The sequence below is a fragment of the Methylocella sp. CPCC 101449 genome (assembly GCF_031921685.1).
Classification (GTDB): Bacteria; Pseudomonadota; Alphaproteobacteria; order Rhizobiales; family Beijerinckiaceae; genus Terripilifer.
On sequence record NZ_JAPDHU010000001.1, the window covers coordinates 1,176,695 to 1,191,465 of the forward strand.

11 protein-coding genes are annotated in these 14,771 nt (G+C 61.9%); 5 read left to right on the forward strand and 6 right to left on the reverse strand.

What is annotated here, in order from left to right:
• Positions 1–115 precede the first annotated feature (115 nt).
• On the forward strand, positions 116–808 hold the full coding sequence (locus OIM99_RS05345; protein WP_311849293.1) for an orotate phosphoribosyltransferase: 693 nt from the start codon (positions 116–118) through the stop codon (positions 806–808).
• Positions 809–827: 19 nt separating this feature from the next.
• Positions 828–1,469 (forward strand): TIGR00725 family protein, encoded by a 642-nt coding sequence (locus OIM99_RS05350; protein WP_311849294.1) that lies wholly within the window; start codon positions 828–830, stop codon positions 1,467–1,469.
• Here the strand turns inward: OIM99_RS05350 and OIM99_RS05355 are convergent.
• The 3 genes from OIM99_RS05355 to OIM99_RS05365 form a co-directional block, all read right to left on the reverse strand.
• On the reverse strand, positions 1,455–2,381 hold the full coding sequence (locus OIM99_RS05355; RefSeq protein ID WP_311849295.1) for a helix-turn-helix domain-containing protein: 927 nt from the start codon (positions 2,379–2,381) through the stop codon (positions 1,455–1,457). The two genes, OIM99_RS05350 and OIM99_RS05355, sit on opposite strands and share 15 nt — an antisense overlap.
• Positions 2,382–2,697: 316 nt before the next feature.
• Positions 2,698–4,302, reverse strand: a complete 1,605-nt coding sequence (locus OIM99_RS05360) for a GMC family oxidoreductase N-terminal domain-containing protein (protein WP_311849296.1) — start codon at positions 4,300–4,302, stop codon at positions 2,698–2,700.
• Positions 4,303–4,351: 49 nt separating this feature from the next.
• Positions 4,352–5,290, reverse strand: coding sequence for a tripartite tricarboxylate transporter substrate binding protein (locus OIM99_RS05365; protein ID WP_311849297.1), 939 nt, complete (start codon positions 5,288–5,290; stop codon positions 4,352–4,354).
• 242 nt (positions 5,291–5,532) lie between these two features.
• Between OIM99_RS05365 and rocF the strand changes: the two genes are divergently transcribed.
• The 3 genes from rocF to nadA all read left to right on the forward strand — a co-directional run bounded on the left by rocF (position 5,533) and on the right by nadA (position 8,873).
• Positions 5,533–6,453: an arginase gene (gene rocF, locus OIM99_RS05370; protein ID WP_311849298.1), complete on the forward strand. Its 921-nt coding sequence runs from the start codon at positions 5,533–5,535 to the stop codon at positions 6,451–6,453.
• Between the two features lie 2 nt (positions 6,454–6,455).
• Positions 6,456–7,505 (forward strand): ornithine cyclodeaminase, encoded by a 1,050-nt coding sequence (locus tag OIM99_RS05375; RefSeq protein WP_311849299.1) that lies wholly within the window; start codon positions 6,456–6,458, stop codon positions 7,503–7,505.
• A gap of 288 nt (positions 7,506–7,793) precedes the next feature.
• Positions 7,794–8,873 carry a quinolinate synthase NadA gene (gene nadA / locus OIM99_RS05380; protein ID WP_409371473.1) on the forward strand — a complete coding sequence of 360 codons (1,080 nt, stop codon included), beginning with the start codon at positions 7,794–7,796 and terminating at the stop codon, positions 8,871–8,873.
• 171 nt (positions 8,874–9,044) lie between these two features.
• On the opposite strand, the gene OIM99_RS05385 is transcribed toward nadA, so the two are convergent.
• The 3 genes from OIM99_RS05385 to OIM99_RS05395 are packed head-to-tail and all read right to left on the reverse strand — an operon-like array spanning position 9,045 to position 14,666.
• The gene (locus OIM99_RS05385) at positions 9,045–12,383 is read right to left on the reverse strand and encodes an error-prone DNA polymerase (protein ID WP_311849300.1); all 3,339 of its coding nucleotides are present in this window, start codon (positions 12,381–12,383) and stop codon (positions 9,045–9,047) included.
• Positions 12,380–13,897, reverse strand: a complete 1,518-nt coding sequence (locus OIM99_RS05390; protein ID WP_311850355.1) for a DNA polymerase Y family protein — start codon at positions 13,895–13,897, stop codon at positions 12,380–12,382. The genes OIM99_RS05385 and OIM99_RS05390 overlap by 4 nt, the downstream gene beginning before the upstream one ends.
• Positions 13,848–14,666: a hypothetical protein gene (locus OIM99_RS05395; RefSeq protein ID WP_311849301.1), complete on the reverse strand. Its 819-nt coding sequence runs from the start codon at positions 14,664–14,666 to the stop codon at positions 13,848–13,850. The genes OIM99_RS05390 and OIM99_RS05395 overlap by 50 nt, the downstream gene beginning before the upstream one ends.
• Positions 14,667–14,771 lie beyond the last annotated feature (105 nt).

Genomic DNA, 14,771 nt, shown 5'->3' on the forward strand with positions numbered 1-14,771 from the left:
AGAGTCAGCTATTGACGCGCCCCGGATAGGGCGCAAGAAGCATGGGAGATCCTCTGAATGTACCTCTCAACGCGTCGGTCCCCAACCGGCGGCCTTCAGCCTGGAGTGTTCGCTGATGTCGAATCTGTTTGCGCCGATCGATAAATCCGTCATCGCGCATGAAGCCGCAAAAATGTTGCTCGAAATCAAAGCGGTGCATTTCTATCAAGAAAAGCCGTTTTTTTTTACGTCCGGCTGGGCTAGCCCCGTCTATATCGACTGCCGAAAGATCATTTCCTATCCCCGCCTGCGCTCGGCGCTGATGGATTTCGCCGCCTCCACGATCGTGCGCGATATCGGTTATGAATCCATCGACAATATCGCCGGCGGCGAAACGGCCGGCATTCCCTTCGCGGCGTGGATTTCCGACCGCCTGCTGCTGCCCATGCAGTATGTGCGCAAGAAGGCCAAGGGCTTTGGCCGCAACGCACAGATTGAAGGCGAAGTCGTTGAAGGCGCGCGCACGCTGCTGGTCGAAGACCTCGCCACGGACGGGCGCAGCAAGGTGAACTTCTGCCAGGCGCTGCGGGAAGCCGGCGCCAAGGTCGACCATTGCTTCGTGCTGTTCTACTACGACATCTTCCCGAAAAGCCGTGAGCTGATGGAAGAACTCAACGTCAATCTCCATTATCTGACCACGTGGTGGGACGTTCTGAAAGTGGCCAAGGACAGCGGCCATTTCGAACCGAAGGTGCTCGCCGAAGTCGAAAGCTTCCTCAACGCGCCGGCGGCATGGTCCGCCGCGCATGGCGGCATCTCCGAGTTCTAAGCGGCACGAGGTTCGAGCCATGGCGCTTCGTCTCGACCGCGATCTGCAACTCTTGGTCAACGACGAAGCCAAGGTTTTCGACTCGCAATCGCGCAACTGGAGCGTGCATGCGGGCACCGTCGGCGGATCGATCGTCTCGCCGCGCGAGGCGATCCGATGGGTACAGCGGGAAAGCGGCCATCCGATCCGTCCGCCGGTCGCGGTGCTCGGCACGCGCACGCCGACAGCCGAACAATCGGCGCTGGCTGAACATCTCGGCAAATTGCTTGCCGAGGTTGGCCTCACGGTTCTGTGTGGCGGCCGTGGCGGCATCATGGAAGACGTGTGCCGGGGCGTGGCGGCGGCGGGCGGGCTTTCCATCGGCCTGTTGCCCGACACCGAGGCCGACATGGCCAATCCCTATGTCTCAGTGCCCCTCGCGACCGGCATTGGCGTCGCCCGTAACGCTCTGATCGCACGGGCGGCTTGCTGTGCCGTGGCGGTGGGCGGCGGCTATGGCACCTTGTCGGAAATCGCTTTCGCGCTGCAATTCGAGCGGCCCGTGTTCGTCTTGAACAACGCACCCAGCGTCGCCGGCGCGGTCAGCTATGCGAGCGCCGAGGAAGCGCTCGACCTTGTCGCCTGCGCCCTGCTCCGCGAGCCGGCGTCACGCCACCTTTGAGGACGATTTCTTCGGTGCCGGCTTGGCAATCGCCGAGCGGTTGAGGACAGTGCGCAACAGCGCGCTGGCATCGCCGCCTTTCAAAGCCCGACGCCACAGATCGTTGGCCAGCTCTTCATACAGACGCACCGGCTCCGCATCCGAGGTGAGCATGGCAATGCCGCCGCGGATATTCGGCAGGTCGCCGCCCAAGCGGAACGGGCTGAGCCCCAGCGAGGTCTTTTCCTTCGTCCGGAACAATTGAAACGTCGTGTTCGGCAGGTTCTCTTCGATCACGCCGATCTGCACACCCATCGGCTGGCTTTCGATGAGCGCGATCAGATGTTCGATCTCGGTGCGCGCGGCAAGCCGGCGCCGGGTCAACTCGGTTTCGGAAATATTGAAGCGGCCGACAACACCGAGCTTCAGCCAGCGCTCGATCTCAAGCACGTTGACGAAATTGACGACGCTCAAGCCACGGCGCTTTCGCGCCTGCTTGCGTTCATTCAGGATCTCGATGACGGCCTCGATCTCCGCCTCGGCCTTGCGAGGATCTTCGACATAAGGCGGCAGGGATTCCACCAGCGTCTGCTTCAGATGGCCGGCATAGGCATCGGAGGTCAGCAGGTAGGAGAGCGGCGGAAAATGCGCCACCACCTGATCGGCCTGTTCCTCGATCTGCCGCATGCGTTCGAAATAAGCGAGCGGGCTTGAATAATATTCGACGGTCGCGCCGAGCAGCGACGCGACGCTGGTCTTGAGAATCGCCGCCAGGCGTTCAAGCGTCTCGATCTTGACGACGCCACCGCTCTCGATGCGATAAACGGCGGCGCGCGAAATATCGAGGCTTTCGGCGACTTCCTCGGCGGACAGGCCACGACCAAGACGGTAGGCCTTCAGTCTCTCGCCAATTTCATCAAACCGAATTGACATCGAATAGACTTTCCGCGGCACCGCTGCTGCTCAGATGCGTTCATCCGGTTGCAGTCTCACCGGATGAAAACCGCAAAAAAGAGGCCGACGCTGGTCGGCCCCACGCCTCGAATGGCACGGTTTGCGTCGCGCCGTTCGATCCGCCCATCTTTATCATCGCGGCGCAGGCGCACAAACTCGAAATGCGCCATTGCATGGTGCTGACGAACCGTGTCCACGGAAACGACAGGCGCAACGCGGCCATCGCATGGACGATGCGTACCGCGCGCCTATCGTGGAATCGTCGCATAACAATAGCTTAAGCTAAGCTAATTACTTAAGTCGCCGCCTTGATCATGTCCGCCGCCTTCTCACCGATCATGATGGTCGGGAGATTGGTATTGCCGCTCGGCAATTCCGGCATGATGGAAGCATCGGCTACCCGCAGGCCTTCGATGCCGCGCACGCGCAATTGCGCATCGACGACGGCTTTGTCGTCGATCCCCATCTTGCACGTGCCGACCGGATGGGAGCGATGGCCGGCGTTGGCGCGGATGAACGCGGCGATATCGTCATCGCTTTGCTTGGCGTCACCGGGCGCCAGTTCGCATTCGATCATATCGGCCAGAGGTTTCTGCGCATAGAGCTCACGGCAGGCACGCACGCCGCGCACCATCGTGTCGAGATCGGATTTTTCGGCGAACATGTTGAAGAGAATGCGTGGATGAGCGGCCGGGTCGGCGGAACGCAATTTCACCCAGCCGCGCGACAGCGGATGCAATGCGCCGACACGGATGGAGAAACAATAATTCGGCGCTGATGTCGCGCCCGGAAACCACAGTTCGGCAGAATTGCTCAGGGTCATGGCGATGCATTGCACATCGGGACGATCGAGGCCGTCGCGGGTGCGTAGAAAGAGATTGGCAGCCGCGCCATTGGTCGCGAAAGGCCCGCCGTGATCGGCATACCAACGCACCACCTGCGCCGCCGCGCGATCGAGACGCAGGAAGCGGGTGAGGCCGACTTTGCCGCGCGCCCTGTAGATGTTGAGGATATTGGGATGTTCGCCGAGATTCTGGCCGACGCCCGGCAGATCGTGCAGCGGCTTGACGCCGACCGATTTCAAATGGTCGGCTGGGCCGATGCCTGACAGCATGAGAATCTGCGGCGAATTGTAGGAACCGCCCGAGACGATGACCTCGCGTTCGCAGCGCGTCTGAATCACCTTGCCGCCTTGCGCATATTCGACACCGACGGCGCGGCCTTTCTCGATCAGGACGCGTGTGGTCAAAGCGCCGGTCTCGATGGTCAGATTGCTGCGCGCCAGAGCGGGATGAAGATAGGCCCGGGCACTCGAAGAGCGCACGCCAGCGCCCGTCGTCTGTTCCATACGCGCCAACCCTTCCTGGGCCGTGGCGTTGGGGTCCTCGTTGAAACCATAGCCCGCCGCGATGGCAGCAGCCTTATGCGCATCGAACAGCATTTCGGGATAGATGGTCGGGCTCACCTGAATGGGGCCATCCGCTCCGTGAAAATCGCTGGCGCCGCGCCAGGAATTTTCGAGCTTGCGGAAGTAGGGCAAAACGTCGTCGTAGCTCCACCCCTCCAGACCCTGCTGCCGCCACAGATCGTAGTCGGTGCGGTTGCCGCGAATGGCGATCATCGCATTGATCGACGAGGAGCCGCCGAGCGTGCGGCCGCGTTTGATTTCAAGTTTTCTGCCGTCCAGGCCCGGCTCCGGCTCGGTCTCGAACCGCCAGGTGCCGAAGCGGCTCTTCGCCACCTTGATGAAGGCGAGCGGCATGAGCTGGAACGGATGCCGGTCTTTTCCACCAGCTTCAAGAAGCAGCACGGAAACCGCGGGATCTTCACTCAAACGGCTGGCGATCACGGCACCGGCGGAGCCGGAGCCGATCACGATGTAATCAAACGAAGAGGTCATCGAAGTCCTGAGTGGCGAGGCGAAAGGAGGGATCGGTTGTTGTTATTGCTTATTGCGGTTCGATCTTCGCGATTTTCACATAGTCCTCCCAATCGCGGATATCTTTCAGAAACAAAGCCTGCGCCTGATCCGGCGTGTTGATGAACGGATCGCCGCCAAACTTGTTCAGGAAATCCTTGGTTTCTGGCGTTGTGAGAATGTCTTTGAACCAACCGTTCAGCTTGTCAACGATGGGACGCGGAATGCCGGTTGGTCCCATGACGGCGAACCAGCCGGTCAAATCCATGGGAATGCCCACTTCCGTCATTGTGGGCAGATCCGGATTGGCTTCGAGCCGCGTGCCAGTGCTCACGGCCAGCGCGCGCAAGCGGCCGGCGCGCACCTGCGTCATCGTATAGACGGGATCGAACATGCCGTAATCGATCTTGCCCGAGAGCTGATCGTTCAGGGAATCGGCGCCGACGCGATAGACGACTTCCAAGGCTTCGACGCCGGTCTTTCTCTTGTAGATTTCGCCCATCACCGTGCCGGTGGAGGCCGAAGTCGCATAGGTAGCCTTATCGCCCTTGGTTTTCAGAAAAGTCGTGAGTTCATCGACGGTCTTCCACGGCTTGGTGGCATCGACGGCGACCATGAAAGCCTGACGGTTGAGCGTGGCGATGACCTGGATCGCCTTGCCGGCATCGACAGGTGGCTTCTTGAACAGATACATATTGGCCGCCAGCGCGCTGGCCGCATGCACATAAAGCGTATAGCCGTCCGGCTTGGCGCGCGCCGTATATTCGGTGGCGATATTGCCGCTGGCGCCGAAGCGATTTTCGACGAGGATCGTCCGCCCGGTAGCGAGGCGCAGCTTTTCCGCAAAATAGCGGACCAAAGTGTCGGAACCGCTGCCGGCCGGAAAGGCGCAGATGAACGTGATGTTGTGATCGGGATAATTAGCGGCGGACTGGGCGAAAGCGCCCGCGCCAAACGCTGCCGATGCCATGAGCCCGATCGTCAAACGTCGCACGGCTCGCAATACATGCGCAAAATCCATCCCGGCCTCCCCGTTTTCGCCGATTGATCCGGCCTCGTTGTGGCAGATGCTAGAAGATTAGTGTCACGAAATCGACCGCTGACTCTGATCGTGTTCTGCCCACTTGGCCGGGTGGGCCATTCATTCGGAAATTGCCTCACGGCGGCTGGCGGGGGATGATGGCCCATCGCTTCGCCTCAGAGGGTTCGAACATGCGGTGCAAGATACTCGGCGTGCCGGTGCAAGCGGGAGCGGGTCGTATGGGCTGCGACATGGGGCCGAGCGCGCTGCGCACCGCCGGACTGATCCCGACCTTGATCGACCTCGGCCATGAGGTGGAGGATCTCGGCACGGTGCAGCCGGAAGTGCCGCGTCCACTCTCGCACAAGAATCCGACGATCAAGGCCCTGCCGGAGATCGTCGCCTGGACCGAAGCGATCATGGCTGCGACCTATCAGGCGAGCGCCGATGCCATGCCGATCGTGCTCGGCGGCGATCATTCCCTATCCGCCGGCACCCTGCCCGCCGCCGCGCGCCGCGCCGCCGAACAACAACGGCCGCTGTTCGTGTTGTGGCTCGATGCGCATCCGGATTTCCATACGCTCGACAGCACGCAGAGCGGCAATCTGCATGGCGTGCCCCTGGCCTATGCCAGCGGACAGCCAGGCTTTGCCGGCTACTATCCCGATCTACCGGCGCTGATCGATCCGAAACATGTCTGTACGCTTGGCTTGCGCAGTGTCGATCCGGCGGAACGCCAGGCGATCGGTACGGCCGGCATCACCGTCTACGACATGCGCGCCATCGACGAACATGGCATCGGGCCGCTGCTGCGCACGTTTCTGGCGCGCGTCGAGGCGGCCAACGGCCGGCTGCATGTGAGCCTCGATGTCGATTTCCTCGATCCGGGCATCGCGCCCGCCGTCGGCACGACCGTGCCCGGCGGCGCGACGTTTCGCGAGGCGCATCTGGTGATGGAAATGCTTTCCGATAGCGGGCTCGTCACCAGCCTCGATCTCGTCGAGCTCAATCCGTTCCTCGACGAACGCGGCCGCACCGCGACCTTGATGGTGGATCTGACGGCGAGCCTGATGGGCCGGCGCGTCATGGATCGCCCAACCCGGAGTTTTTAAGGGTGGCCACGGCCCATCTGAACATCGTTCCCTTCGTCAGCGTCGACCATATGATGAAATTGGTCCTGACGATCGGCGTCGAGCGGTTCATCACCGAGCTGGCCGGCTATATCGAGCACGACTTCCGCCGCTGGGACGTGTTCGACAAGACACCGCGCGCCGCCTCGCACAGCCGCGACGGCGTGATCGAACTGATGCCGACGAGCGACGGACAGCTCTATGGCTTCAAATATGTCAACGGCCATCCCAAGAACGCCAAGGCCGGCTTGCAGACCGTGACGGCTTTCGGCGCCCTGGCCGATGTCGGCTCGGGCTATCCGATGCTTCTCACCGAAATGACCATTCTGACAGCGCTGCGCACCGCCGCCACGTCGGCGCTGGCCGCCAAATATCTTGCACCGCAAGGCGCGCGCACCATGGCGATCATCGGCAATGGCGCGCAGTCGGAATTTCAGGCGATAGGATTCAAGGCGCTCGCCGGGATCGATCGGCTGCGCCTCTACGACATCGATGCATCGGCCTCGCAGCGCTGCGCGCACAATCTCGCCGGCATGGGGTTCGACATTACCCTTTGCCGCTCGGGCCAGGAGGCGGTGGAAGGCGCTGACATCATTACCACCGTCACCGCCGACAAGAATTTCGCGACCATTCTCACCGACAACATGGTCGGCCCTGGCGTGCACATCAACGGCGTCGGCGGCGACTGTCCCGGCAAGACCGAACTGCATAGGGACATCCTGCTGCGCGCCGACATTTTCGTCGAATTCGCGCCGCAGACCCGGATCGAAGGCGAGATTCAGCAGTTGCCGCCCGATTACCCCGTTACCGAACTCTGGCAGGTGATGACCGGAGCAGCGCCCGGCCGCACCAGCGCGCAGCAGGTGACCTTGTTCGATTCCGTCGGCTTCGCCGTCGAGGATTTTTCGGCTCTGCGCTATGTGCGCGACCAATTGCCGGCGACCGGTCTCTACGAGGAGCTTGACCTCTTGGCCGACCCCGACGAGCCCCGCGACCTCTTCGGCATGCTGCTCAGGGCGGCGAAGAAGGGATGAGCGGCAGCGCCCTCATCAAAATAAGATATTGATATTACCTGTTCTTTCCGGAGTTGTTCGCAGCGTTAGGAACCCCACGCGCCGAACCGGCGTTGGCTAATCGGTATTGACTTGCATCCCGTCAGTCGCAGCCGCCCGAAAACCAGGAGCCATCTATGCAAGCCGAAGCCCTTTACGGATGGACGCAGACCGACTATATTTATACTCGAATGGAGCATAAGGGGTGACCGGCGCAGGCCGGGTTTTTGCGACCTTTGATATGCTCATAAGGAGTAAAAGGGGACGCCCATGTACAACGCCAGCGACACTCAGACCCTTGCTCGCCCTATGCCGGCGCTCTCGGATGCTGCGGCGCGTTTCGGCGTGCTGCCGATGCCCAATCTCGCCTGGACGCCGGAAGTCGAGCGCGAGACCGCGCATCTCTATGAGAAGGTGAAAGGCATCATTCCGCCGGTCGAATGGCCTTTCCACGCGCCCTATGTGAAGGCGATCAACGACCTCAAGAAAGAGCGCAACGCCGTCATCCTGGCGCATAATTATCAGACGCCGGAAATCTACAACTGCGTCGCCGACGTGGTTGGCGATTCGCTGCAGCTCGCCCGTCTCGCCACCAAGACCGATGCCGAGATCATCGTGCAGGGCGGCGTGCATTTCATGGCCGAGACGTCGAAACTGCTCAATCCGTCGAAGACGATTTTGATCCCGGATTCGAAGGCCGGTTGCTCGCTGGCGGAATCGATCACCGGCGCCGACGTGCGCCTGCTGCGCCAGCGCTATCCGGGCGTGCCCGTCGTCGCTTACGTCAACACGTCGGCCGACGTGAAAGCGGAAGTCGACATCTGCTGCACGTCGTCGAACGCACTGAAAGTGGTCGAGAGCCTCGGCACCGACCGCGTGCTGTTCCTGCCCGATCGCTATCTGGCGCAGAACGTCCAGGCACAGACCAAGGTGCAGATCATCGCCTGGCATGGCGCCTGCGAAGTGCACGAGCGTTTCACCGCCGAGGAACTGCTGCGCTATCGCGAGGACGATCCGTCGATCCAGATCATCGCCCATCCGGAATGCCCGCCGGAAGTGGTGGCCGTGTCGGATTTCGCCGGCTCGACCGCGGCGATGATCGACTTCGTCAAGACCAAGAAGCCGAAGCGCGTGCTTCTCGTCACCGAATGTTCGATGGCCTCCAATGTGGAAGCGGAGACCAAGGGCACGGAATTCGTCAAGCCGTGCAATCTCTGCCCGCATATGAAGCGCATCACTTTGCCGAAGATCCTCGACAGCCTCGTCTATATGCGCGAGGAAGTGCTCATCGACCCGGAGATCGCCGAACGCGCTCGCCGTCCGGTCGAGCGGATGATCGCGCTGGGGTGAGTTTTACATCGGGCCGAAACCTCTGTGTCATACCGGACGCGCGTGAGCGCGATCCGGTATCCAGAGCAAAGGCTTCAAGCTTGGCCGACATAAAAACTCTCTACCACACGCCCCTGGTTCCCGGATCGCACCTGCGGTGCGTCCGGGATGACACCAAGGCGTGCGGGCTGACTAATGAAAATCCCGCGACTTCGGGATGATGCGCACATTGCGCGGATGATGCGGCCGGCGCGGCGGTTGCGGATGGACGAATTCGTCGGCCGGAGACAGGACCGGCTTGGTTTCGTGATCCTCCGACAAGCGGTTCAACTCCGCCGTGCAATCGATCAGCCGTTCGGTCATCAGATGAATCACGCCTTCCACGCTTTTCTGCACGCGCCCTTCCGCCAACAACAGGCGTGAGCCCATCGTCTCCTTGCGGAAACGCTCGAAGGTGCGGGCCCAGAGCACGAGATTGGCGATGCCGGTCTCGTCCTCCAAGGTGATGAAGATCGCATTGCCTTTGCCCGGACGCTGACGAACCAGCACCACGCCGGCAACTCGCACCCAGGCGGCATCTTTGCAGTCCGTGAGATCGCCGCAGCGAACTACCCGTTCGCGTGCGAACGTCTCACGCAGGATCTGCATCGGATGACCCTTCAGGGACAGATGGATGGTCTGGTAATCGGCGGCGATATGTTCGCCTAGGCGCATCTGCGGCAGATGCGCTTCCGTATCACGACCCAGCTCACGGGCATCCGCCGCGATGAAGAGCGGCAAAGGCACATCGTCGGGCAAACGCCGCACTGCCCACAGCGCCGCGCGCCGATCAAGCCCCATGGAGCGGAAGGCATCGGCATCGGCGAGGCAGCGCAGAACGCTGTTCGGCAAAGCCGTGCGTACAGCGAATTCCTCGACAGACGTGAAGCGCGTATGACGGTTGCCCGTGATGCGCAGAGCCTGCTCTTCACTCATGCCGCTGATCTGGCGGAAACCGATGCGCAGCGCCGGAGTATCCTGCTCTTCCAACGTATTGTCCCACGTGCTGTGATTGACATCGACTTCGCGCACTTCGACTTTGTTCTTTTGCGCATCACTGATGATTTGCGCCGGAGCATAGAAACCCATGGGTTGCGAATTAAGGAGCGCGCAAGCGAAAGCCGCTGGATAACGTTTCTTGATAAAGGACGAGACGTAGACGAGCTTGGCGAAGGAAGCGGCATGGCTTTCGGGAAAGCCATATTCACCAAATCCTTTGATCTGATTGAAACAGCGCTGAGCGAAATCAGGATCGTATCCACGCATGATCATGCGGCCGACCATCAGTTTCTCGAAATTGTGAATGGTGCCGTTGTGACGAAAGGTGGCCATGGCTTTACGCAGGCCGTTGGCTTCATCGGGCGTAAATTCCGCCGCGACCATGGCGAGGTCCATGGCTTGTTCTTGGAAGAGAGGCACACCGAGCGTGCGGCCAAGGACGCTGTGAAGCTCCTTCGGATCGTGGGGTGATTTCGGCGAAGGGAATTCAACACGCTCAACTCCGCTCCGCCGTCGAAGATAAGGATGAACCATATCGCCCTGGATCGGACCCGGGCGAACAATCGCCACTTGAATGACAAGATCATAGAAGACGCGTGGTCGTAAGCGCGGCAGCATATTCATCTGCGCGCGGCTCTCGACCTGGAAAACGCCTAAAGATTCGCCCTCGCACAACATGTCGTAAACATCAGGCTGTTCAGAAGGCACGTCGGCAAGCGTGGTCTCATAATCATGATGATCCCGCATCAGATCGAAGGCCTTACGAATGCAGGTGAGCATGCCGAGCGCCAAAACATCGACCTTCATCAGGCCGAGCTCATCGATGTCGTCCTTGTCCCATTCGATGAAGGTGCGGTCGTCCATAGCTGCATTGCCGATCGGCACCATCTCGTCGAGGCGACCGCGCGAAATCACGAAGCCACCAACATGTTGCGACAGATGACGCGGGAAAGTCATCAAACGAATGGCAAGATCGACGGCACGACGGATCAGGGGATTTGACGGATCAAGTCCTGCTTCTTTGATCTGGCTATTTCTGATCGGACCGCCCCAACTGCCCCAGACGGTGGAGGACAATTTCGCCGTCACGTCTTCCGTTAGCCCCAGGGCTTTACCGACATCTCGAATGGCGCTGCGCGAACGATAGCTGATCACCGTGGCGGCAATGCCGGCGCGGTGCCGACCATATTTATCATAAACGTATTGGATGACTTCTTCGCGGCGCTCATGTTCGAAATCGACATCGATATCCGGCGGCTCGCCGCGATTTTCGGACAGAAATCGAGCCAGCAGCAATTTATGTTTGTCAGGATCGACGGCGGTGATCCCAAGAATGTAGCAGACTGCTGAATTCGCCGCCGACCCGCGCCCCTGACAGAGAATACGGTTGTCATTGGCGAAACGCACGATGTCATGGATCGTGAGAAAATAGCGCGCGTAATCCAGCTTGCGAATTAATTCCAGCTCATCCTTGACCAATTCCTGCACTTTATCCGGAACGCCGTCCGGATAGCGCATCATGCCGTGCTTACGCACCAAATCTTCCAACCAGTCCTGCGGCGACCATCCCGGCGGGATCGGCTCATCTGGATATTCATATCGCAGTTGATCAAGAGAAAACGAAATCCGATCGAGGAAATTGCCCGTTTCCTCGATCGCCTCCGGCGCGTCCTTGAACAGGCGCGCCATTTCCTTGGGCTCTTTCAGATGGCGTTCGGCGTTGACCTCAAGCCGTCGGCCGATGCTCTCCACGGTCTCGCCTTCGCGGATGCAGGTCATCACATCCTGCAGGTCGCGCTGTTCCGGCGCGTGATAGAGCACGTCATTGGTGGCGAGCAGCGGCAGGCGTGTCTGGCGCGCGATCTCCATCAGCCGGCTCAGCCGGCGGCGATCGTCGCCGCGTCGATGCATGGTGGCGGCGAGCCAGACCGCGCCGGGCGCGGCTTCATCCAGGCGCGTCAGCAGCTCTGTGAGGCCATCGAGCTGGCGTTCTGGCATCACCACTAAAAGCAGATGCGACGTATCGACGAGGAGATCATCTAATGTCAGATGGCATTCGCCTTTCTTGGCGCGCCGATTGCCTTGCGTCAGCAGGCGGCAGAGGCGGCCCCAGCCGGCGCGGTCTTCCGGATAGACGAGAATATCCGGCGTGCCATCCATGAAAGCGAGGCGTGCGCCGACCGCCAGTTTGAACGCTTCCGCCAGGGCTTGAATCTCTTCCGTCTTGAGAACGACGGGTGTCGGATGTTCGATCAGCTTATATTCACCCGGCCCGGTGCCCTCGCGTTCCGGCGTCGCGGGCAAAGTGCCTGTCTTGCGTAAATGGTTGAGCGCCGCATAGGCACGCACCACGCCCGCCACCGTATTGCGATCGGCGATGCCGATGCCAGCATGGCCCAGGCCCAGGGCCTGCGCCACCAGATCGCGCGCATGGGAGGCGCCGCGCAGGAAGGAGAAATTGCTCGCCGTGGCGAAGTCCGCATAGCGCGTCATGGGAACAGCCCGTGCAGATACCATTGCGGTTCGCTGGTTTCGCGCTCGTAGAGACCTTCACGGAAAATCCAGAAGCGGCGCCCATCCCGATCCTCCACGCGATAGTAATCGCGCGTCGGCATCGCCTGTTCGCGCCGCCACCATTCCGGCGCGATCCGTTCAGGCCCTTCCGCCAGCACAATGTCATGAGCAGCGCGGCGCCAGACGAAGCGCGCCGGCGGCCCATCGGGCACCTGCGCCGTCACCAGAACCGGCTGCGGCGGCGTGAACACATGCAAGGGCCGCAGCGGCGGTTCATCCGGCTCCGGCCGATCCCAGCGCACCGCCGGCGCCTCAGCGGCGGGCACGGTGAAGGAACGGCGACGCGGATCATGCGTATCGCGCGGTACGAAACGCTGCACGCGCTCGCGGCCCAGACGCGCGACGAGCTTGTCGACCAGATCGGCCACTTCGCTGTCGGCATTGACCTTGCCATCGAGGCTAACCTGCGCCGCGTCGAGCGGATCGGCCACTGGCACGGCGATGCGGATGAGATCGAAGCCGAAGCCTGGATCAAGCGGATCGGCCAGGGCATCGAGGCGTTCGCGATAAAGCCGCAGGATGGTTTTGGGATCGCGTGAGGGATGGCCGGTTTCGACCGCAATGGTCCGCACCGCGCCGTCAGCGCGAAAAAAACTGGCTTCGAAGCGGCGCCCGCCTTCGCCCCGCTCTTGCAGGAGATCGGCGATGCGCTGCATCAGGCGCTCCAGGGTCGCTTCGATATCTTCCGTGCGGGCGATAGGATCGGCGAACGGCCGCTCGGCCATGCAGGCGGGCGGCATGCGACGCGGCGTGATGCGCATGTCATCGCGCCCGAGCACACGGTTGAGCCTGGCGATCAGATCGTCGCCGAAGCGCGCCGCCAGAGGCGTCGACGGGCGTTCGGCCAAAGCGGCGATGGTCTTCAAGCCGGCGCGCGACAGGCCATGCACGACCTGCTGATCGACGCCGAGCGCGGCGATCGGCAAAGCTCCGACGCTCTCAGCCTCGGCACCCGCCGCGACGATGCCGCCGCGACCGAAACGTGCCAACGCGCGCGCCGCATCGGGCGTGCCGGCAATGGCGGAACGCAGGTCGAGACCGCTGCGCTGGAAGCGGCGGCGAATGTCCTTCACCAGTTCCGCTTCGCCGCCGAAGAGATGGGCGCAGCCGGAAATATCGAGCATCAGGCCATGCGGCGGATCGAGCGCGACCAATGGCGTCCAGCGATCGCAGAAATCGGCCAGACGTTCGAGACAAGCTGCATCGGCCGCCGCATCGAGCGGCGTGACGCGCAGGTCCGGTACGCGGGCGCGCGCATCGGCCAGCATCAGACCCGGCGCCAATCCCAAAGCGAAAGCCCGCTGATCGACCGCGACAAGACGCAGAGCGCCTTTTTGCTTGTCGATGACCGCGAGAGGCGTTTCTTGCGGCGCTTGCCGGGCCTCAGGCGCTTTTGCGCCATGTGTCCGCGGCAGCAGCCGGTCGGTCGACAGAAAGGGCGCCCAGAGGGCGAGATAGCGTCTGGCTGTCTCTGATTGGACGCTGTCTGATCGAGAAACATCCTGCGTCACGGTTCCACTCCACACGCCAATCCCGGCCGGCGATGCCGGCGCGGTGTCGCAACAAACTCAACTGAAAGGCCGGCAGACCCGGCGCATCGGCCGCCAAGGCTTGCGACGGCAAAGCACGCACGGACCACCGCGTCGTCGCGGCGCTGGGCAGCGGGGTCGCTGCCGGGCGCAGCATCAGGGCCGGCACGGCGGACGTGGCAGCGGCCAGGGACAGACGGCGGGTGGCGACGAGATCGATCACGCCAGGCTCGCCCCACGGTTCGATCAGGACGGCGCCCAGCGCCGTGCAGGCCAGAGCCTCGGCGCTGGCGCGCAACACGCCCAAGGCATCGCGCGCGCGCACCAGGATGATCCGTGAGGGGTCGAGACCGAGTTCCGCCAGACCGGCCGGGCTCAGACTGCCGGCTTCGGTCTCGGCGAAATCCTGGCGCACCCAGACCACGGGCCGCTCCTGCGCGCGTTGGTCTTGCGCCGCCCGGATTGCCAGGGCCGCCGTGAAGCCCGTGGCGGACACCACGTCGCGCAGGCTGCCGGCATAGACCTCATGCAGGGCGCCCCGCGCCAGGCCGCCGCCGAGCGCCGCATCGACGTCGGATAAACCAAAGGAAAAGATCGCGGCGGCCTGCGGCGCACCCGTCCGTTCCAAAGCGGCAAGGTCACGCCGCAGCGCCTGAAGGCTTTCGCGGGCCATTTTCATGTTCCTGTTTTGTTCCGTATAAACGACTCCGTTTCGCGCCAGAGTCAAGCAAGCCGACAGGTCGAAACCTGTCGGCTGCGGCAAATACTTGGATTCGTG